Raw genomic sequence first — 21833 nt, forward strand, 5'->3', positions numbered from 1 at the left:
GGACACTCGACCGTATTTGGATGGACGGCAATGGGCTGAGTTCGCCGGTGCAATACAAACCCCGAGCAATACACGCTTCGATCGGGTTGCTCTTTTGCCGATCACCGGCTCGACGGCGCGCCGTCGCCGCCGGATCTGGGTTCGAACGCTATTCGAGCGGCGTCACAAGTCGATGCTATCGGCACCCTGCCGTACTCGAACGATCAAATGCATACAGCTAGAGCGGTTCATCGATTGATTGAATCGGGAGGGATTGAACGAAGCCGCTGCCGCGGCGTGAGGGGCAAGGTAGCGTAGATCGCCTCCTGGCGGAGAGGATGTGGGTGTTGGAGCCCCCCTCAGACAGGGTATTGAGATGGCCGATTTGAGCCCTCTTCGCCGCCGCATGATCGAGGATATGACAGTCCGCAATCTGTCGCCGGCGACGCAGCGATCCTACATCAGCGCGGTTTCGAAGTTCAGCCGCTATTTCGGCCGATCGCCTGAGCGGTTGGAGCTGGAAGACGTCCGGGCCTTCCAGGTGCATCTGGTCTCGACCGACATCTCATGGCCGGCGCTGAACCAGATCATCGTCTGTGCGCTACGGTTTTTCTACGGCGTCACGCTCGGCGAGGCGCTCATCCCGGAGCGCATTCCCTATGCGCGAGAGCCCCGCAAGCTGCCGGTCGTTCTCAGCGCCGACGAAGTGGTGCAGTTCCTCGAGGCGGTGTCGAGCCTGAAGAGCCGCGCCGCGCTCACCACCGCCTATGCGGCCGGACTCAGGGCCTCCGAGGTCGCGGGACTGCGGATCGAAGACATCTACAGCACCCGCGGTGTCATCCAGGTGCGCCACGGCAAAGGCGCGAAGGATCGCAACGTGATGCTGTCGTCCCAACTGCTCGGCATCCTGCGCACCTACTGGCGGCTCGCCCGGCCGCGGCTTTATCTGTTCCCTGGGCGTGACGAAGGTCACCCGATTGATCCGACCGTGTTGCATGCCGCCTGCCGCTCGGCGGTCAAGGCTGCGGGCCTGACCAAGCGCTTCACGCTGCACACGCTGCGCCACAGCTTCGCGACACATCTTCTGGAGAACGGAATCGACATCCGGATCATCCAGGTTCTGCTCGGGCAAAATAATCCGTCGTCGACGGCGCGCTACACGCAGGTCGCCACCCATACGATCCGGGCGCCCCAGAGCCCGCTCGACCGCCTGTCGCTGGAGGTGACGCCACCGGCATGACAACGGCTCCGGGATCCGGCTTATGACCCCCCGACGTCCGCCCGCACCGACCCGCCATCGACATTGCCGATATCTTGCGCCGGCATGGCGACGCCTATCGTCGTGACCATGCCGGTCATCACGGTCGCGTCGAGCGGCGGGTGGTGAGCGCCATTGTTGGGTGCCGAACCGAGGCGCTCGGCGGCCACGTCGAGGCCCGCAATGACTGCGGCATGACGCGGATCGCCTATAATTCCTGCCGGAATCGGCATTGTCCGAAGTGTCAGGGGCCAGCCCGAGCCGCGTGCCGTGCCGCGCGAGAAGCCGACCTGCTGCCGGTTCCCTACTTCCACGTCGTCTTTACGCTTCCTGCACCGATCGCCGCGATTGCTTTCCAAAACAAGGCCGTAGTCTATGCCATCCTGTTTAAGGCCGCCGCCCAGGCGATGACGAGCTTGCTGCCAATCCGCGCCGGCTCGGCGCGGAGATCGGCGGCGTCGCGGTCCTGCACACCCGGGGACAAGCGCTAACGCATCATCCCCACATCCACTGTGTCGTGCCGGGCGGCGGCCCGTCACCTGATGGAACACGCTGGATCGCCAGCCGACCAAACTTCTTCCTGGCCGTCAAACCGCTCGCCCGGCTGTTCAGACGCCTGTTCCTCGAACGTCTGACCGCCGCCTTCGACGCCGGCACCCTGAACTTCTTCGGCGATCTCGCATCCCTGGCCGAGCCTGCTGCCTTCGCAGCTCATCTCGTCGCTCTGCGGCGCATCAGCTGGGTTGTCTACGCCAAGCGGCCGTTCGGCGGCCCTGCGCAGGTGCTGGCCTATCTCGGCCGCTATACCCATCGCGTTGCAATAGCCAACAGCCGGCTCGTAGCCCTCGACGAGGATCACGTCGCCTTTACCTGGAAGGACTACCGCCAGAACGGCGCGACAAAGATCATGAAGCTCAAGGCCGACGAGTTCATCCGCCGCTTCCTTCTTCACACGTTGCCCGACGGCTTCCACCGCATCCGCCATTTCGGCTTCATGGCTAACCGCCATCGCGCCGCCAGGCTCGCGCTTTGCCGTGCCCTTCTTGATCATGAGCGGACAGCGCCAAACAATATTGAGGCGTCGCCCGTGAGTTCGGACCCTCCGACGCGGGCCGAGGTTCCTCCCTGTCCCGATTGTGGCGGCGTCATGCGCATCGTCGAGCGCTTTCGACACAGCTTCAATTGCTCCAGCCCTCGAACATCACCGTTCCAGTGCGACACATCGTGAGCCAGCTCATGCCATGTACGACAATCATCATGTGTCATCCCACTCCCAGCGGCTCGATCATCGTGGACGCTGTCGAATCCGTGCTGCCACATTGTGCGACAACAACCGCCCGATGCAGCGCTCCGCCGATCGCCACCGCTCGCAAAGCGCGTCTGATCCCAATCCATTGCCGATGCGCACATCTCGTGTCGCTGCCGCACACGCCGAGCCGGCAGACCGGACCTCGCGATCTCCAACAATCCCCATAGCTGCAAAACCGCGCATAACCGCCCGCGCCTTCGTTCAATCCGGCTTCAATGAGGTCGCACAACTGCACCTGCCGCACCATCGCGTGAACGCGACCTCACAGAACCCTCCAGATTCCGTCGGGCGGCGGTTTGTGATTCAAGATGCTGGCTGGATCGGAGGCCAGTATCGGATGGTCCGACCTCTTTCGAATGATCTTCGTGAAAGAGCTGTAAAGGCGGTGGAATCCGGCGAGAGTTGCCATGCTGTGGCGGCCCGGTTCGATGTTGCAGTGTGGTCCGTCGTGAAGTGGCGGCAGCGCTATCGCGCGACGGGTTCGGTGGCGCCGGGCAAGATGGGCGGTCACCGTAAGCCGGTTCTGGAGCCGCATCGCACGTTCATCGTGGAGCGGATCAGGCAGATGCCGCATCTCACGCTGCACGGGCTGAAGGACGAACTTGCCGCGCGAGGCGTGAAAGTCTCGCATCATGCAGTATGGACCTTTCTGCGACGCGAAGGTCTCAGCTTCAAAAAAAACACTGTTCGCCCTTGAGCAGGGCCGCGCCGACGTCGCGCGGCGGCGGCAGCGCTGGCGCAGCTTGCAGGATCGCCTCGATCCAAACCGCCTGGTGTTCATCGACGAGACCTGGATCAAGACCAACATGGCCCCGCTGCGCGGCTGGGGATCCAAGGGCGAGCGGTTGCGCGGCTTTGCACCGCACGGTCACTGGCGAACCCTGACCTTCCTCGGTGCCCTACGCTCTGACCAGCTCACTGCGCCATGCGTGTTCGACGGACCGATCAACGGCGAAAGCTTCCGCGCCTATGTCGTACAGCAACTCGTCAAAGTGCTCAAACCGGGCGACATCGTCGTCATGGATAATCTCGGTAGCCACAAGTCGCCGGCCGTCCGGCAGATGATCCGGAAAGCCGGTGCAAGGCTGTGGTACCTGCCGCCGTACTCACCCGACCTCAATCCGATCGAGCAAGTCTTCGCCAAGATCAAGCACTGGATGCGCATCGCACAGAAACGCACGATCGACGACGCCTGCGACCACATCGGCCACCTCGTCACAAGCATTCTGCCCGGCGAATGCAGCAACTACTTCGTGAATGCCGGATACGCTTCCATCAAAAAATGAAACGCTCTAGTTCATTGCAGGTTTGGCTTGCGAGAGACCTGAGCGTGGCGGCATTCCTAGGACGAGCTGAGACAAATATGGAACGCCGCGAACAATCGAGCGGATCGTTAGCGCGGTCGCAATAATCGCCGCTCCGAGCATACCCGCGATGATCAACCGGGTCGTGAGATCCCAAAGTTCTCCGAACTGTATGTAATCCATGAGACGGAACACAGTCCCCTGGACCAGGTAGAGCAGCAGCGTGGTCTGGCCCAACTCCACAGCGATAAAGCGGGACATTCGATTTGAATGGCCAAAGCTCCAGCATTGCAGCAGGAGTTCGATAGCGATTGCTGAAGCAGCTGCGGAGCCAACAAACATCAGAAGCACGTCTTTAGCCGACCGAAAATCGTGAATTACCCCAAGATTATTGTAGACATAAGTGTCCTTGCTCCAAGTTAGAAAGGACATGCAAGTCACTATCGAGAGAAACAAAATCAGGAGCGGCTTGTGATGTCGCAATGTACTCGTCCGTCGTTCTCGCGACTGAGCAAGCAAGAAGCCGAAGCAGAAGAACGGGTAAGTGAATCTGATCAGGGGTGATATGGAGAATGTCAGAGGTGCGAGTGCGACCAATATGGCTGAGCCAGATATGACCCACGATCCGTGGTTGAGCCTGGTAGAAATCTTGATGAGAAGGTAGGAAACAAACGTGGCCCAGATGAACCAGTAAGTGCCAGCGAGATCTTCGACAAATTCCAAAAGTCCGCTCGTTTGGCTGGTCGCGCGCCACAATGCCGCTAACTTCGCTGTCTCCATGAACGTCCACCAAAACAGCATCGGCAGCAAGAGCTGCTTCGCACGGTCGCTGGCGGCTTGAGTGAACGACTTTTGCAGCAGCGATCGAGAAGAAAGATATCCGCTTATCGCCATAAAGAGTGGCATGTGAAACATATAGATCGATTTGTAGTACGGCGAATACCAAAACCCGTCGTCTCGGTAGATGACATACTGGATCAGGTGCCCAACAATCACCAAAACAATGAGTGCACCTTTCGCGAAATCTAAACTTAGATCTCGATCGTTTGCCTCTGCGGTGCGCGAACTGGGGACGATCGTTCCAGTCAGGGGTAGCGATGTATCAAACATCTAGATATCTGTTGTTGACGGGCCGGCGGCCCGTTGTCCGCTTCTTCTGCCTCATTTTTGATCCAAACGAAAGGTCATGGCGGGAGTTTTTGGAAGGGGAATAGGCTCAGCGCCTTCCAAGAACCAGGTGTGGGCCGAGCGTCTCTGAATGCCTGGGAACTTTGTGGCAACGACAAGGTATCTAATTTGAGACACGGCTGTAGCAGCATCGGCACGGCATACTACTTGCAGACGCCTTTGTGGGAGGAAGACTGTCCCTCTCAGTCTTCCACTCGGCCCGACGCATCTCAGACCCGGCAGATGCGTCGGGCTTCCTCGGTTGGCCCAGCATAGGCGACATTTGGTCCGTCGCCTTCGCTTGACGCCGAGGTGTTCACGCCCATAGGGGCTTCTGATAGCTGAACTCGATCACGCCAACATTGGGGTACGGCAGCGTGCTACGCGCGCACGCCGATAGCGATGCTCTGCAGTTCTGGCGCAAAAGCCGAGCACCGACCTTTCTGATTGAGACGCTTGTTCGGTTTCGTATAACTGACGCCGTCAACCGCGCGTGCCTTGACGATTTTCGTCGGACCATCTCTTAGTGGAGCTCGTGGCTTGGTGTGCATCCGCGAAGACCTTAGTTGGATCGTACTCGCAGGATGACTGATAGCGAACCTGCTCGACCAGAGTCGCTCGCGATTGCGAGGTTCTTTGGTCAAAGGTGCTGCTCGCACTCGGTGTTGTGGACCAAGGAGGGCAGCAGGCGTTCTTCGCGCATCAGCCGACTCGTCGGATCACAGATAGCATTGGCGTTCAGGCGTCACGTCCATATTCATGGCTTCAAAAATCCTGAACGTTCCGGCGGCAAGCGAGGACTCGCGCCAGTCACTTGTGCGGCGATGTTGTTGCTAGCCACATTCTCTCTCGTGTGCCTACAAATCAGCTTCCTCGGGCTGAATTCAACGTTTTCGGTCAATGACTCCTCGAATATGTCTAGGCCTTGTCCCAACGTTTCTTGGTCGATCGTAAGTGCGGGCAAGAACTTCACAACCTGATCCGTCGGTCCGCATCGCTCGATAATCAATCCCTTCTCAAACGCTTTATGTGCCGTCGCCTCCGCGATCTCGGTCGTTTTGCAATCGAAACCGCATACCATGCCCCGTCCACGAACACCAAACCTGTTTCCGTGCTGATGCGCGATAGCATCGAGTCGACGCCGCATGAATTCGCCCAAGCGTTGGACCTGTTGCGAGAACGTCTTGTTGCGCCAATACAGAGTCAAAGCCGCTTTGCCAGAAACGAGTGCAAGGTTGTTTCCCCGAAACGTTCCCGTGTGCTCGCCTGGTTCCCATGCGTCGATCGCTTCTTTTATCAAGAGCATCGACAACGGCAAGCCGTACCCACTCAGCGATTTCGACATCACAACAATGTCTGGCGACAAGGCAGCGAATTCGAAACTGAAGAACTCGCCTGTACGACCACAGCCCATTTGAATATCGTCAACTATGAAGATAGCTCCGACCTCTTTTGCCAAAGCCTGAATTGACTGCAACCATTCCTTACCGGCGACGTTAATGCCTCCCTCTCCTGGTACGGTTTCGACGAGAATGGCGGCGGGAAGGTCAATACCACTGCTCTCGTCCATTAATACCTTTCGCACGTAATCCGCCGGACTGTCAGCGGAGCCAAGATACCCATCATACGGCATGAAAGTTGTGCCGGATAACGGGATTGCTGCTGGCTTTGCGGTAAAAGCGGTTTCCGCTCGCAGCTATGGCTCCAAGGCTTTGGCCGTGATATCCATTCGTGAAAGAAATGACGTTGTGACGCCCTGTGATCTTACGCGAGAGCTTTAGAGCGGCTTCAACGGCGTTAGCTCCCGTGGGCCCCGTAAATTGAAAGCGGTAGGAAAGATTCCGTTCACGAAGGATGACAGAGCTAAAGGTCTCCATGAATTCGACCTTTGCTGGAGTGGCCATGTCCAAGGCGTGGACGACGCCGTCTGATTCCAGATACTGGCTGATAGCCGCTTTGATCTCCTGATTGTTGTGGCCATAGTTTAGCGCTCCAGCGCCGGACAGAAAGTCAATGACCTTTCGGTCACCCTCTGCGAACATAATCGAGCCGCGCGCCCTACCGAAGACAGCAGGAAAGGAGCGTGAGTACGAGCGCACATTGGACTCTAGCGTTTCGATTGTCTTCATTCTGCGCGGCCCGTGTACTCAACCATGTGGTCGTCTCCTCGACAAGAAAATCTGCCCGACGAACATGCGCGCGGCCAACATCGTACAAGAGAGGCAAACGGTGAACGCGCGGCTCCGCGTCTCTCGACGTCCTTTGGGTCGCGCGTAGCGCGTCTGAAAATCAGCTCCAGCGATTTACCTGAGAACCGTGCGGAACAAAGCTACTATGTCTAGTAGTGTCGTTCAGATCCAGCGAACGCCACTGACTAAGGTCGTCTTTCGCGGACAGGCTTGCTTAGCCGCGCGCGAGGAATTTGCGCATGCCGTGCGGGTAGCTTGCGTTAGGATAGATTCTGGAGAGGAGAAAGAATGGAATAACTTTCATTGTTACCCAAAATGGTCCGATGCGCTCCCGTCGGTAGCAAAGGCATGGCTTGAGATCACATCGACCAGCGGTACGGATGCGTAAGTTTCGGGTGATGCGGCCCGCCGAAGGTTGCTGGAATCGATCGCACGAATCTCGCGGTGCAAACTGTGGATGGTTCGGAAGTCCAACATGGCCTGCAGCCTTTTGTGAATGCAGCGATCGTCTTGAAAGGCTGCGTGATTTGGCTGTGATCGGCGCGTCATCCTCCCACACGCTCCGGCGCCGGACTTCGCTGGAGCATTCGCAAAAGTGTCGGGTGACCCCTTTTCGGCAAAGTCCTGCCTGGCAAGCCGCTGCCGTGGTACTTTCGACCTAAGCTCAGCATCGTCGCAGGCGCGCACCCTCGTTAGGGCGAGGAGGGCCTCGCCTCGTCTGATTACGCGATCATACCAGATGAGGTGCTTTGTCAGGAGTCCCCCGCTGCAAGTGCTTCGATGAGATGCCGAAAGCACAACAACAGCGACAGGAATGCGGCAAGATGGAAAGGCGATGGTCGCCACCAGCACGAGGTAAGGACTGGCAGCGGCACATTGGTCGATATCGTAAGCGCTGCGCGGGCGCTGTTTGGTTCAGACTGCTTCCCCATCTTTCACGCGTCCGTTTCGCCACGATGCTCGCGTAGCGCTTCATCGAGGCAGGCTATCAACTCCGGACCGGCAAAGGGTTTGGCGAAAAAGGCAGTTACGCCGGCGCTCAACGCGCGGGCTCGCGTGCGATCATCCGCGAAGGCAGTAATCAAGATGAATGGCGCAGCGTGACCCTGGGCCCGCATATGTTCCAAAAGTTCAAAGCCGCTCATCATGGGCATGTGCACGTCTGCAATGACACAGGACGTGTCGTTCAATTGAGACGACCGCAAGAAGTCCTCAGCCGACGCAAACGTATGAACGACGTGGCCCTGCGATTTCAAAAGGTTGTTCAGTGCGGCACGAATCGAAGGATCGTCGTCGATAACGGAAACAGTTGGATACTTTGACAAGACGACCCGTTCTAGTTGGGTGAAGGCGGCGGCCGAAGCATGACGGCCAGTCGAAGGGTGCGCGTGTGCGATGAAATTGTAAAATCATACTTAGGTTTGTACCCTGAGACGGTCGGTCCCAATTCCCAGCCTCTCAGCCATCCTGATCAAATCGGCTAGCGATCGAGCGCCCATCTTCTTCATCACGTGCCCGCGATAGATCTTAACTGTAATCTCGGCGAGTCCGAGTTCCGCGGCTACCTGTTTGTTCAATAGGCCGGCGGCGACCAGTTTCAAGACATCCTGCTCTCGTGGACTGAGGGCCTCAAACAAGGACTGCAGCCTCCTGACCACCTTGTCTATACCCCGCCTGTTCCGATCTTGTTCGATAGCTGCGACTACGCCATCGAGCAGTTCCTGATCGCGAAACGGTTTGCTGAGAAAATCGATTGCTCCACTCTTCATGGCTTTGACGGTCATCGGAATATCGCCATGAGCGGTGATGAAAATGATGGGAATGTGAATCTTCAGTCTGGCTAACTCACTCTGGAGCTCTAGCCCGCTCGATCCTGGCAGCCTGATGTCAAGCACAAGGCAGCTAGGAACATCAGGAAGCTCGCTCTGGAGCAGTTCCTGGGCCGATCCGTAAGCAACGACATCTAGACCGATCGAACGAAATAGGTTGACCAGCGATTCGCGCATGGAGATGTCATCGTCGACGACGAAGACGCTCGGCCTCGCCTCCGGCCCTACGACATTTGCGGCTTCCTTCCGCGGTTCAGAGCGCTGGGTCACGATAAGAGCCTCTTTTCTACGATTTACAGTAGAATTGTCGCGTCACGACGACCTTTGATTGATACGCAGGCTTTCACGCAGTGCGAATCTTTGAGATTTTCCAGGTATGTGACTGGTCAGCCATTCGCGCCAGCGTGACCCACTACAGGAAAGTCTAGCAAAAACCGCCTGAGTGGTCGAGAACTGCCTTTCGCGTCTGTCCGCCGTCGCGTTGGATCGGCCCCGCGGCATCGATCAACAGCCGGTCGAGAAGCACCGAATCCAGGACTTGAAACGCTCGCTTTAGCACGGCGGCGCGTGTCGCATGGCCTTCGCGAGTGGGGCTGCAGCGAACGACTCATTTTGCGGCTGAAGGCTCAGAATGCCCGCCGCCTTGGTAGTTGAACGCGGGGGCGCGAGCTGAACGAATTGGCGCGATTGTGCATGCGCCGATCACGCCGGCGTTGCGAGCGGCAAGCGGCGTAGACTATCGCAGCCGCACTAGAGAAAATAGAAATCAGAACAAGTAGCAGCGGCATCAACACATGAACTCTTCTTTTCCGCCGTCAGAGCGCCTGTGAGTTGCGTCTTTGCGAGCTTCGGGAAACCATCCTTGCATCGACCTCGTACAACCTGACGCAAGGTGCGATTCAAGTCCTTTCCGTCATGTTTGTAGGAAAGATGCTCGAACTCGAGCTGCTGCAGGGACGCTCACGTTCGTTCGCCTCGTTGCTTCCTTCACCAGGCTCGCACCCCAAGATCAAGGCGGCGTAATCTGAATGGAGAGGCGGGATACACTCCATTCGGTGTCCGGCTGCGGACCAGCTCGGCAAGAGGCAGCTGCACTTGCTCTCCTGCATCAGGCAACAACCGCTGATCCAGCCAAAGAATCATTCTCCTACCAGAGTTGGCGGACATCACGGGTCCGTGCCGGGCAGCCTGGAGTTGAAGCTCCGCTCGTTGACCTACATAGCAACGACAAAACGCGCCGCGAGCGGTCAACCTGAATCTGTTGTCAGGCCTGCCAGTAGCTTATCGATCCGCTAAGGGCCTGAGACCCAGGCAGGGTCATTAAAGGCGGCCCGACGCACTCCGCCGAGAACGTGCGTCGGGTTCGCCCCACATCGCCAGTACATCCGTGGTGATGCTGCCTCCAATGAAGCAAGCAGCGTGGCAAAACTGAGGCTCGCTCAGCAAGGCAGAGTAGGTCGTGACTTCCTGCTACTTCGTACCGGTCAGGAAGGGCTTGAATCGTCCGTAGCGTCACGTTGTTCGATGCCAGTGTGGATCTATCGAATTGGCAAAGTCCGATCCGGCAAAGTTCTCGTTGGCAAAGGTTGGATAAATGTTGTCACAGGGCGCGTGGCGCGGAGAAGGCGTTCCGCTGTTTTTCCATTTTAATTGCAATTCTCTTCACCGGTTTTGGGATAGCTTACGTCTTGCTTGAACAGCGATTTAAGCAGCGAGAACTCTCTCGGCGAGCATCGAAGCCTTTCGATGCTCGCCTATGTCTGGCGGAGGACGCGCGACCCAGAAACTAGTGCCGCAATATCGGCTTCGCATGGCCGGCAATCGCCCTCCTGCGAACCGCAGCGAGCGGCATTCCGATCAGTGAGGGCCTGTACGGGCGCTTTGTGAGCATCAGGAGTGCGGTTGTCGCGGGTCAGTTGCCCCATCAATGGGAGCAGGAATGAAGAGAATAGTCATGGGCGCGGTTTCGCTCACGGTGGCTCTCAGATCTGCCCTTGATGCTGTGGTTCAGAGTCGATGACTGCGTGGCGCCTTCCAACAACGGAGCCAGGAGCCAGGAGTGAACGTCGATCTCGACATCAAGGCGGGTGTCGGCGGGATTTCTAGCCTGAGCGTCCTTGCGGCGTTTATGTTCAGCTTAGAAAATGGCCGATTGTGGAGCAAACTTCTTTGGCGGCAGTGCTGTTAAGCGTGGGCGAATTCTCGGGACCGGCTTCTGTGAGAAAGGGTAGTTCAACACGCCAGATATCAGCGAGGCGATCGCCGAGCTCACTGATCGTCTGATCAAATTCAGAGCGGTTCGCACCATAGTCAACCAGGGAAGCGACATTTCCGCCGGTCAGCGTAAAGAGGCACGCGCCCTGGCGTCCGGTATTCCTCGGCCGGCATCAACCTCAGATCTATGGACCGCCCGGGGATCGACAGCTTGGTGCAGGCCTCGATAGGCTGAGCTGAAACTGCGCCAGTGCAGTTTCAGGTCGAAAAAGCAATATCGGTCGCGCTTATGTCCGCGGGGTAGCCATCGAGGCGGCGAAAAGGTCCAGCTGTCCGATTTGCCGCAATAGACCGAGCGCTCTAAGCTTAGGATAACCGATTTCGAGGGGCTCAAGCTTACCAAGAAGCTGCCTCAGTTCTTTGGCTCAAATCACTCGATCAGGCCTTGTGGTTTGTTGATCGTCAAAGTCCAAACGGCGCCGCCGCATCATTGGATTCGTCTCGTTCGAGCTAAGTCTCTCCTGCGATTTGTGAATCAAGCTCGTGACTAGTGTCTGAGAGGCGTTGTCGAAGGGGCGGCCTTCCTCAAGTGCAAAATTGTGTACGGTGAGCTCCTTCAATATCGTGTTGGATGCACAGGCTCTGTGCTTCCTTAGCTCGGTACGGCGACCTCAGTGTCGTCGCGCTACCTGTTTCACGGGGACAGCATGATCAAGATTTCACAGGTGACGCCGGGACGGACCGGGCGCACGGCTAAGGCCACGACAGCGCGCGCCGGGACGGCTCAAAACTTGTGAAGACTCGTTTCTCGGCCCAACGCCATGTTAGTTCGGTGCTGAAGACTGTGTGCGTCGACGGTATGGTCGCTTGCTCGAAAGACATACTCGAACGACGTTGTGCGAAGCAAGTTGTGGAGCTCGGGAGGTCAGTTCGCGCCAGGAGATTTCGCGATAGCTCATAGGGATGGCATTGCGCATCGCGCCCCGGCCGCTGAGGCCGATGCAGCCGTCAGAAGCCGGCGTCCAATGGCCTCGCGCGTTGCGCCGACATGGGCAAACCGATCAGCTTTCATACGTCATTGCCTGCTTAAGCAGTAGCCGCGATCTGGAGCACTGCTGAACGTCGGGCAGTGGGCCGCTGGTGGTCGGTAACGGCCACGAGCCGCTCTATCAAAAAGAATCCCTCGGCCACACACTGTGCTAGTCGGGAGCGCCCGCCGCCGATGCTGTGCAGGCCCGGCCTGCGCGCAGGATTGGGCTGGATTGACACGATCGGGCTGTGACGTATTGGGTGTGTAAGTCGCATCTTGGTCGCCGCGTCCCAGTCTTTGGCGGCCTTGATCGGTACTCGAGCCGTTTTGCGAAGTCCCTTCACAAGCTCGCCCCATATGTGTCAGATTTTGGCTCAATCCTCTTGACTGGGCGGGCAAATGCCGCGGGACCCCATCAACCGAACTCTGTTCGGCTCAAATGTCGACAGTGACATCCAGCCCCTGTGGCAGGACGGTGATCGCGCGTTCTGCCGTGCGTGGCGCCGGCAAATCCACGGCAGCAGGGCTGTCGTGCTTGTGGTGCGGCCCATCGCGGAACACCCAGCGACGCTCGACCGCCTCGCCCATGAGTGTGAGCTGAGGGAGGAGCTAGAGGAGGCATGGGCGGTGCGGCCGTTGGAACTCATCCGGGAAGCTGGTCGGACTATGCTGGTCCTGGAGGATCCATGCGGCGAGCCACTGCTAAATTTACTCGGGGTCCGCATGGAACCCAAGCGCTTCCTGCGCCTCGCTGTTGGTATCACGAGGGCCGTGGGCAAGCTTCACCGGCACGGCTTGGTCCACAAGGACCTGAAACCCGCTCACATTCTGGTCAATTGTCCTGACGAACAGGTGCGACTCACTGGGTTTGGTCTGGCTTCCCGTCTTTCCCGCGAGCGCGTGCCGCCTGAGCCTGCCGAGTTCATCGCCGGCTCGCTGCCCTACATGGCGCCCGAACAGACCGGACGAATGAATCGCTCAGTCGACTGTCGCAGTGATCTCTATTCACTTGGCGTGATATTCTATCAGATGCTGACCGGCGCGCTCCCGTTCACGGGCTCAGATCCCTTGGAGTGGATCCATTGTCATATCGCAAGAAAAGCAACACCGCCTGTCGAGAAATCGCAAAACCTCCCGGAGCCAATCTCTCAGATTGTGATGAAACTCCTCGCGAAAACCGCCGAGGAACGCTATCAGACTGCCGCTGGCCTTGAGCACGATCTGCAACACTGTCTGGCAGCATGGGCCAACCACGGTCGCATCGACACATTTGAGCTCGGCGCAGACGACACACCTGATCGGTTGCTCATCCCCGAGAAGCTCTATGGCAGAGCCCGCGAGATCGAGACCTTGCTTGGCTCTTTCGATCGCGCGGTGAACAGCGGTGCGCCGAGGTTGGTGCTGGTTGCCGGCTACTCCGGCATCGGTAAGTCCTCGCTTGTCCAGGAGCTACACAAAGTACTCGTGCCCTCGCGCGGACTGTTGGCATCAGGCAAATTCGACCAACTGAAACGCGATGTTCCCTATGCGACATTAGTGCAGACCTTTCAGAGTCTTGTGCGTCCTCTTCTCAGCAAAAGTGAGGGTGAACTCGCGACCTGGCGGCAAGCGCTCCAGGAGGCGCTCGGCGCGAATGGACGGCTGATGGTCGAATTGATCCCCGATCTGAGTCTGATCATTGGCGAGCAGCCCGCGCCTGCTGAGCTTCCAGCCCGGCAAGCGCAAAATCGTTTCCAGCTGGTGCTTCGCCGCTTTATTGGTGTGTTCGCGCGGCGAACCCATCCATTGGTGCTCTTCCTCGACGATTTGCAGTGGCATGACGCCGCAACACTCGACCTGATCGAGGATCTTCTGACGCAGTCGGACCTGCACCTGCTGCTCATTGGAGCTTATCGCAGCAACGAGGTTGATGCAGGCCATCCACTCAAACGTAAGCTCGAGTCCATCAGGAGAGCCGGCGTAAATCTAGAGGAGATAACGCTTTCGCCGCTCACTGCAGACGATGTCGCGCAGTTGGTCGCGGATACCCTTCGCTGCGGACCAAAACGCGCCGCTCCGCTTGCAAAGTTGGTGCATCAAAAGACGATGGGCAATCCGTTCTTCGCTATTCAATTCTTGTCTGAACTGGCCGAAGAGCAGCTGTTGACGTTCGATCACGAGCCGGCGCGCTGGCGTTGGGATCTCGAGCGCATTCACGCAAAAGCGTACACCGAGAACGTCGTCGATCTGATGCTGGGCAAGCTCATCCGGCTGCCCGAGGAAACGCAGGACGCGCTGCAACAGCTGGCCTGTTTCGGCAACATGGCCGAGACGGCAGAGCTTGCGATCGTGCTCGAAACGTCACGGGAACAGGTACATGCGAGGCTATGGCCAGCGATCCGGCAGGAACTGATCGCGCGCCAGGGAACAGTCTACCGCTTTGTCCACGATCGCGTTCAAGAGGCGGCTTACTTGCTGGTGCCGGAATCCTCGCGCGCTCCTGCCCATTTGCGGATCGGTCGGATGCTTGCGGCACATGTCCCTGCGCACAAACGTGAAGAGACTAGCTTCGATGTTGTCAGTCAACTCAATCGAGGTGTCGCGCTAATCGCTTCCGGTCAGGAGCGAGAGCAGCTCGCGGAGTTGAATTTAATCGCCGGACAGCGTGCCAGGGCGTCGGCGGCCTACGCCTCGGCACTCACATATTTCACCGTCGGTGCTGCGCTGCTCGCGCAGGATTCGTGGCAAAGGCGCCACGAACTCGCATTCGCACTGGAGACAAGCCGGGCCGAATGCGAATTCCTAGTAGGCCAGCTTGACATTGCAGAGAGCCTCCTATCCGCACTGTCGAAGCGGGCTTTGAACGCGCCCCAACGAGCAACGGTCGCATGTTTGCGGGTCGATCTTTACTTGACGCTCGGTCAGCACGGCCGGGCAGTGGCCATAGGTCTCGAATATCTTCGCGACGTCGGGATCGAGTGGTCGCAGTGTCCGACGGACCAGGAAACACTGGCCGAATATCAGCGGATGTGGTCACAGCTGCCCGACGCAATCGAGGATCTTGCTGGTTTGCCTGGAATGACAGACCAGACCTCGCTTGCCACGCTTGCCGTCTTGACGCGGATTCTTCCGCCGGCAGGTTTCACGGACGCCAATTTATCTGCTTTGGTCATCTGCAGAGCCGTCAGAATCAGCCTCGAATACGGCAACACTGATGCTTCCTGTGCCCATTACGCATGGCTAGGCCGAATCTCGGCCGGACGCTTCGGTGACTACCAAGCGGCTGATAAATTTGGTCGTCTTGCTTGCGATCTGGTTGATCGCGGTGAGTTCTCCCGTTTTCGGGCTCCCGTCTATTTGGCCGTCGGATGCAACGTAATCCCGTGGACGAAGCCCCTTAGAGATGGCCGAGTTTGGATCCGGCGAGCGCTCGAAGCTGCGGTCAGTAGCGGCGATGTCATCTATGAGGCGTACAGTTTGGTTCATCTAACCTCAAATATGATGTTGGCCGGAGATCACCTCAAAGAGGTACAGAACGAGTTAGAGAAAAGCGCTGCTACGATCCGGAACAGAAAGGTCCAATTTGCTGCTGATGCCGTAACCGCTCAGCTCGCAGTCATCAGAACCATGCGCGGCCTCACGCGCTCGCTCGGTTGCTTCGATGACCAGCAATTTGACGAGCTAGACGTTGAACGATCGTTGGCAGGAAGTCCGGAGCCTTCACCTAGCGAAACCGTCTACTGGATCCGCAAACTTCAGGCGCGGTTCCTATCCGGCGACTATGCTGCGGCTGTTGGTGCTCGCTCGAAGGCCGAGCCCAAACTATGGACCATACCAACAGAGTCCTTGATCGCGGAGTTTCACTTCTATGGTGCGCTGTCTCACTCATGTTATTGCGACAGGCTGAGCGAAAGCGAACAACAGCAACATCGAGATATCATTGATGCACATTACAGACAGCTGCAGATATGGGCGACGAATTGCCCCGAAAACTTTGAGAATCGGGCTGCTTTGGTCGGGGCTGAGATTGCGAGGCTGGAGTGCCGGGATGTAGACGCAATGCGACTGTACGAACACTCAATCCAGACCGCCGGGCGTAACGGTTTCCCCCACCACGAGGGGATCGCTTGTGAACTTGCAGCGCGCTTTTATGCTGCGCGCGGTTTTGACAGGATCTCCCGGGTTTACCTGCAGGACGCGCGGCGCGGCTACCTTCGTTGGGGAGCAGATGGTAAGGTGCGTCAACTCGACGAACTGAATCACCATCTCAGCCATGAGGAGACCACCCTTGCCGTGAATGGCATGAGGATCGGAGCTCCGGTTGAGCATCTTGATCTGGCGACGGTGACAAAAGTGTCGCAGGCGATTTCCGGCGAGATTGTGCTTCAGAAGCTAATCGACAAGCTTATGCGGACTGCCGTTGAGCAGGCCGGCGCCGAACGAGGTTTGTTGATTCTGCTGGATGGAGGCGAGCCACGGATCCAGGCGGAAGCCACAACGGTAGCGGATACGCTGCTTGTAAATGTGGATGAACAGCCCGTGACTCCGATGGCTCTTCCCGAGTCCGTGCTGCATTTCGTCCTACGTGTCCGCGAAAACGTCATTCTCGAAGATGCTGCTGCCCAGCCTTCATTTGCGGAAGATCCGTATATCCGCGAGCGCAAAGCGCGTTCTATTCTTTGCCTGCCAATGATCACGCAGGGCAAGCTGATCGGCGTACTTTATCTGGAGAACAATCTCGCCCCGCGCATATTCTCGGCTGCCCGCAGCTCCCTGCAGAAAATGCTTGCCTCTCAAGCTGCAACCGCGCTGGAAAACAGCCGGTTGTACAGCGAAGTGCAGCAACGGGAGGCGAAAATCCGTCGCTTACTCGACGCTAACATCATCGGGATCTTTATCATCCGCGAAGGGGGCGAGATCATCGAGGCAAATCGGGCCTTCCTCACAATGGTTGGATACGACCAAGAGGATCTTGTCGCAGGGCGGGTGAACGGTCTGGACCTGACACCGCCAGAATGGCACGAGCGCACAATGGAGGCTCGGACAGAAGCAAAAAGGACCGGAGCTGTTCAGCAGTTCGAGAAAGAGTATGTTCGGAAGGATGGCAGCCGCGTGCCGGTGCTAATTGGCCTCGCCGTATTCGATGAGCGACAGGACCAAGGTGTTGGCTTCGTCCTCGACCTGACAGAGCGAAAGAGAGCGGAAGCGGAAGCTCGTGAAAGCGAACGGCGGTATCGCGAGACTCTGATGGGCCTTGCACACGCCAATCGGATCACGACAATGGGACAGCTGGCCGCCTCGATCGCGCATGAGGTCAACCAGCCGATTGCGGCGATCAGCAGCAATGCGGGGGCAGGGCTAAATTGGCTCGGTGCTCAACCGCCAAATCTGGAAGAAGTTCGGCAGACCTTCGGATTGATTGTCCGTGACAGTATGCGCGCAGGTAACGTGATCCGTCGGATCCGCGCTCTTATGAATAAGGCTCCGATACAAACGGAGCTTCTTGCACTTGACGAATTGATCTTAGAGGTGCTGACCCTAGTTCGCGCGGAGCTCGCAAAAAATGATGTCTGGGTGCGAACCCGACGGTCTGAGACTCTGCCGCTTGTTCGAGCAGATCGCGTTCAGGTCCGGCAGGTGATTCTTAATTTGATCACGAACGCCATTGAGGCCATGAGCGATCTCAAGGAAGGCGACCGCGAACTACTGATCACTGCGCGGACAGATAGCTCGAATAACGTATTGGTCACGTTTCGGGATACGGGTCCAGGACTCAATCCAAACAGCGCAGACCGCGTGTTCGAGGCGTTTTACACCACCAAATCCGAAGGCATGGGCATGGGGCTTGCCATTTGCCATTCTATTATTGAGGCGCACGGGGGCCGGATGTGGGCGGGCGCCAATGATCCCCGCGGGGCCGTCTTTCAGTTCAGCATGCCCGTTGCGCCGGAGGGCCTGGATCGGGCGGAACAGGTCTCTTGAACGTCTTGGGCTCGATTTCGATGTCGAGCAGGGATGCTCCGGGAGCCCCGATCATCGTGACAGAAGCGAGCGGCGTGAACTTGGGAATTTGAGACATTCGCTTCTTGCTGCCCGTCGGGGATGTTGGAGCGACCGCAAATTGTCGCGAATTGTCAGAAAAGTCCGGATCTGGCCGCAGTGGTCAGATTCAAGACGCTTCGCCGGCTCTTTGCAAATCTCCTAAGCCTAGGGCCGTCAAGCGGAATCGGACGACAGCAGCAGAAGGAGTGTTCGCGAGAATGACGGCAATCGCCATAGAGGAAATGGAGGAAATCCACGTGATACGGGGTCGTTTACAATACCTCGTGCGGGTTGGTCATCCTTTCGGAATGAGGTGAGCCACGCGACGGGATTCGTCACGGTCGCTCTTCGACAAGCCATCAATGACGCCGGCGCGATCCGCCGCGTTGCGGTTCTGGCTCATCTTGCGCGTGCCATCGAGCCGTGTAATTTGCATTCGCAGACCGACAACCCCCTTAAGCTCCGCTTTAATGAAATCGGCAGGGGCGTCCGAGACAGTCCAGCTGATCAGGAGCGGTCAGTTTACAACTAACAAACCGGCTCAAGTGGTCCCGTTCCGCGGGTCCATTTCAATGACTTAAGCAAGCATCCTGCGGATAGGCCCCTTGCTGTTCCAATCAAAGCATGCCGACGCTATCAACACAACATCAGGGGCGCGGACCTTAACCGCGCGTTGTCACCTAGACCCTATGTTTGCCCTGTGAGGTGACGGGCGGCCCGCCCCGCGGCAAGCTCCTATCGAGGGTTGCGCCGGATGGTCCGGCGCCGAGCCTCAAGCATGGGGAGCGGGCCTGATGAACGATAGCATTTTCGTGGGGCTGGATGTGCACAAGGCGACGATTTCGGTTGCAGTGGCCGAAGCGCTGCGCGGCGGGGAAGTTCGTAACTTGGGGATCATCCCTAATCGCGCCGATCAAATCGCCAAGCTGGCAAAGAAGCTTGGCAAGGGTGACCGGCAGGTAAGTTTTTGTTATGAAGCCGGCCCCTGCGGATACGGCCTGCATCGACAACTGACTGGACTGGGGCACAACTGCATCGTGGTGGCCCCCTCGCTGATCCCGACGAAAGCCGGGGATCGGGTAAAAACCGACCGGCGCGATGCGGCGATGCTGGCCAAGCTGCACCGGAGCGACGAGCTGACAGCCGTGTGGGTTCCGGATGCGGCGCATGAGGCCATGCGCGACTTGGTGAGAGCCCGCGCCACGGCGATGCGTGTGCTCGGCAAGGCGCGACAACACCTCCAAGGCTTCCTGCTGCGCCATGGGCGCATCTATGCCGGGAAGAGGGGGTGGACTCTGGCTTATCGTCGCTGGCTCACCACGGTGCGCTTCGATCACCCGGCGAGCCAAATCGTTCTGCAGGACTACATTCATGCCGTGACCGACGCTGAGGCCCGTGTGGCTGCTTGACCAAGCGGATCGAGGAGCTGGCGCCACAATGGTCGATGACGCCATTCGTAGAGGCCGTGCAGGCCATGCGCGGCGTCGCCTTCATCGTTGCCGTAACGGTGGTTGCCGAGGTTGGCGACTTCTCTCGCTTTGACAACCCCCGCCAGTTGATGGCCTTTCTCGGCCTCGTGCCGTCGGAGTATTCGAGCGGCGCAACCATCCGACGCGGCGGCATCACCAAGGCTGGCAACGCTCTGGCCAGGCGGGCTCTGATTGAGGGGGCATGGACCTATCGCATGTAAGCTCGCGTCAGTCGCAAGCTCCATGACCGTAACGAGCGCCTGCCTCAAGCTATCCGCGATATCGCCTGGAAGGCCCAGGTCAGGCTGTGCGCCCGCTATCGCCGCTTGTCGGCGGTCGGCAAACCCAAGGTAAGGTGATCGTCACCACCGCCATTGCACGCGAGATGGTTCGGCTTCCTGTGGGCGATCACTCGTCAAGTACAACTCGGGCCGGTCGCCTGAAGGGCGCTGCTCGACCATATCGGTGCCCAGGGCAGGAGGCGGGACGCGGTGGGAAATCCTCGTGGCCTGTTATGAGCCGGCATTGCCGACGCTCGCCCCCTAGACCGAGGCAGCCCCAAGACGAAACCACGGTCATGCGGTAGCCAACCCGCGCATGAGAGCTTGATCAACCGTCGTCTTTGGCCCTGCCTCTACCGTGGGCACCTTCGAAGTCCAGCGTCCGGGCGCTCAGCCGGAAGCGGCTCCGCTTGATCGAGTCCCTTGACAGCAAACATGAGAGCAGTCTGCTGAAAAACCTTGAAACTGAGAGTTTTTCTTATTCTGACCGGTCGTTGTTGGGGCGGCGCGGCGGAGTTGGAGGTAATTTCTAGCCTGGTGTTTGGTGTACCCTGATGCGGGGCGGCTAAGCGGCAAGCAGTCTGGGGATTCGGATCAGGTTGTAGGCGATCAGATTGAGCAGGAAGTCGGCGGCGCGAGCGATGCCGCGATGTTTGGTCTTGCGCATGGTGCCGTGCTGCTTGCCCCATCCGAGATGCACTCGACCATCGCCCGGCGCGACTGCGACATGCCATATCCGGGACGCCGTGTGGTTCGTTTGTTCGTTCGTCGATGGCGCTGTTGCGGGTTTTGCCGGTTTTGGTGACGGCCTGGCTCTGTGTCACATGCGGCGTCACGCCGATGGCGCGAAGGTTGGCGACATGATCGGCGGTATCGGACGCCTTGTCCTCGCCGGCAGTGATGCGACGGCCCGCGGCTTTGCGTCTGGCCTTCAGCGTGGTCTCCGAAGCCCGGCGTTCGGCGGTGCCATTGGCATGCGTGACCCTGCCGGCTACCGCCAGCCCATGGCGGTTCTCCATGGTGGCGTGGCCCATATAGCAAAGCTTGGCCTCCTGTCCGGCCGCCTTGCGATAAAGCCTGCTGTCCGGGTCGCTGGTGCTGGCATGGGTGTCGTTCTTACGCTTCCGGCCGTGGAAGTTGGCGCCGTCATCATCATCACCGCTACCGTCCTTGGGACGAAAGCTCTTCTGTGAAACCCAGGCTTCGATCAGCGTTCCATCCAACGAGAAGTGCTCGTCCGACAGCAGTGGCTGGACCTTCAGATGGTTCAGAAGGCTGGTCATGAACTTCGTGAACACATCGCCGTTCTGCAGCCGCTCGCGGTTCTTGGTGAAGGTGGTCGGGTCCCAGACCGGATCGTCCGGCGACAGTCCCACGAACCAGCGATACAAACGATTGAAGTCCAGTTGCTCCATCAACTGGCGTTCCGAGCGGATGCCGTAGAACACCTGCAGCAGCAAGGCGCTCAACAATTGCTCCGGCGGGATCGAAGGACGCCCCTCGCTGGGGGAGAGCTTCCCAAGGCTGCGGTTCAAATCACTCAAAACATTCCGGACAAGTTCCCGGACCTTCCGCAGCGGATGGTTCGCTGGCACACGCTTATCGGGCGCGATGTACGAAAACAGGCCGCCCTGGTCCGCAAACCTGCCGCGCATGATCGCCTCCGCCGATTCGAGATGACAAAGTGAATCATCAAGTCTCCTCCGTGGCGATGGGTTCGAGCTATCGCCGAAAGTTGGTGACGGCGGGAATCGGGAAGGCGGCATATCGTGGGGGTGCTTGA

At 58.4% G+C, this 21833-nt stretch carries 7 protein-coding genes and 5 pseudogenes; 6 read left to right on the forward strand and 6 right to left on the reverse strand.

Annotated elements, in window-relative coordinates:
* Nucleotides 1–355: 355 nt before the first annotated feature.
* The 3 genes and pseudogenes from AB7245_RS07170 (at nucleotide 356) to AB7245_RS07180 (ending at nucleotide 3832) form a co-directional block, all read left to right on the forward strand.
* Nucleotides 356–1219 (forward strand): site-specific integrase, encoded by an 864-nt coding sequence (locus tag AB7245_RS07170; RefSeq protein ID WP_439034077.1) that lies wholly within the window; start codon nucleotides 356–358, stop codon nucleotides 1217–1219.
* 56 nt (nucleotides 1220–1275) lie between these two features.
* A pseudogene (locus AB7245_RS07175) lies at nucleotides 1276–2465 on the forward strand (IS91 family transposase).
* Nucleotides 2466–2883: 418 nt separating this feature from the next.
* Nucleotides 2884–3832, forward strand: a protein-coding gene (locus AB7245_RS07180) for an IS630 family transposase (RefSeq protein WP_439035712.1) whose coding sequence is annotated in 2 segments (ribosomal slippage) — nucleotides 2884–3219 and nucleotides 3221–3832 — 948 coding nt in all. Because the reading frame shifts where the segments join, the coding sequence is not laid out codon by codon here.
* A gap of 6 nt (nucleotides 3833–3838) precedes the next feature.
* On the opposite strand, the gene nolL is transcribed toward AB7245_RS07180, so the two are convergent.
* The 4 genes and pseudogenes from nolL to AB7245_RS07200 form a co-directional block, all read right to left on the reverse strand.
* Nucleotides 3839–4960, reverse strand: coding sequence for a nodulation factor fucose acetyltransferase NolL (gene nolL / locus AB7245_RS07185; RefSeq protein WP_439034078.1), 1122 nt, complete (start codon nucleotides 4958–4960; stop codon nucleotides 3839–3841).
* A gap of 934 nt (nucleotides 4961–5894) precedes the next feature.
* Nucleotides 5895–7146: pseudogene (gene ectB, locus AB7245_RS07190) on the reverse strand (diaminobutyrate--2-oxoglutarate transaminase); the annotation flags it as partial.
* A 995-nt stretch (nucleotides 7147–8141) separates the two neighbouring features.
* Nucleotides 8142–8531: a response regulator transcription factor gene (locus AB7245_RS07195; protein ID WP_439034079.1), complete on the reverse strand. Its 390-nt coding sequence runs from the start codon at nucleotides 8529–8531 to the stop codon at nucleotides 8142–8144.
* Between the two features lie 90 nt (nucleotides 8532–8621).
* Entirely contained in the window at nucleotides 8622–9305 is a 684-nt protein-coding gene (locus AB7245_RS07200; protein ID WP_439034080.1) for a response regulator transcription factor, read from the reverse strand.
* A 1789-nt stretch (nucleotides 9306–11094) separates the two neighbouring features.
* Here AB7245_RS07200 and AB7245_RS07205 point away from each other — a divergent pair.
* Both AB7245_RS07205 and AB7245_RS07210 read left to right on the forward strand, forming a co-directional pair.
* Nucleotides 11095–11223 carry a hypothetical protein gene (locus AB7245_RS07205; RefSeq protein WP_439034081.1) on the forward strand — a complete coding sequence of 43 codons (129 nt, stop codon included), beginning with the start codon at nucleotides 11095–11097 and terminating at the stop codon, nucleotides 11221–11223.
* A 1455-nt stretch (nucleotides 11224–12678) separates the two neighbouring features.
* The gene (locus AB7245_RS07210) at nucleotides 12679–18240 is read left to right on the forward strand and encodes a trifunctional serine/threonine-protein kinase/ATP-binding protein/sensor histidine kinase (protein WP_439034082.1); all 5562 of its coding nucleotides are present in this window, start codon (nucleotides 12679–12681) and stop codon (nucleotides 18238–18240) included.
* Nucleotides 18241–18595: 355 nt separating this feature from the next.
* On the opposite strand, the pseudogene AB7245_RS07215 reads toward AB7245_RS07210, so the two are convergent.
* A pseudogene (locus AB7245_RS07215) lies at nucleotides 18596–18802 on the reverse strand (FMN-binding negative transcriptional regulator); the annotation flags it as partial.
* Between the two features lie 292 nt (nucleotides 18803–19094).
* Between AB7245_RS07215 and AB7245_RS07220 the strand changes: the two are divergent.
* Nucleotides 19095–20212, forward strand: a pseudogene (locus AB7245_RS07220) (IS110 family transposase).
* 403 nt (nucleotides 20213–20615) lie between these two features.
* Here the strand turns inward: AB7245_RS07220 and AB7245_RS07225 are convergent.
* Nucleotides 20616–21705 (reverse strand): annotated as a pseudogene (locus AB7245_RS07225) (IS5 family transposase).
* Between the last annotated feature and the right edge of the window lie 128 nt (nucleotides 21706–21833).

The organism is Bradyrhizobium sp. 604_D8_N2_3, assembly GCF_051810765.1.
Taxonomy (GTDB): Bacteria; Pseudomonadota; Alphaproteobacteria; order Rhizobiales; family Xanthobacteraceae; genus Bradyrhizobium; species Bradyrhizobium barranii.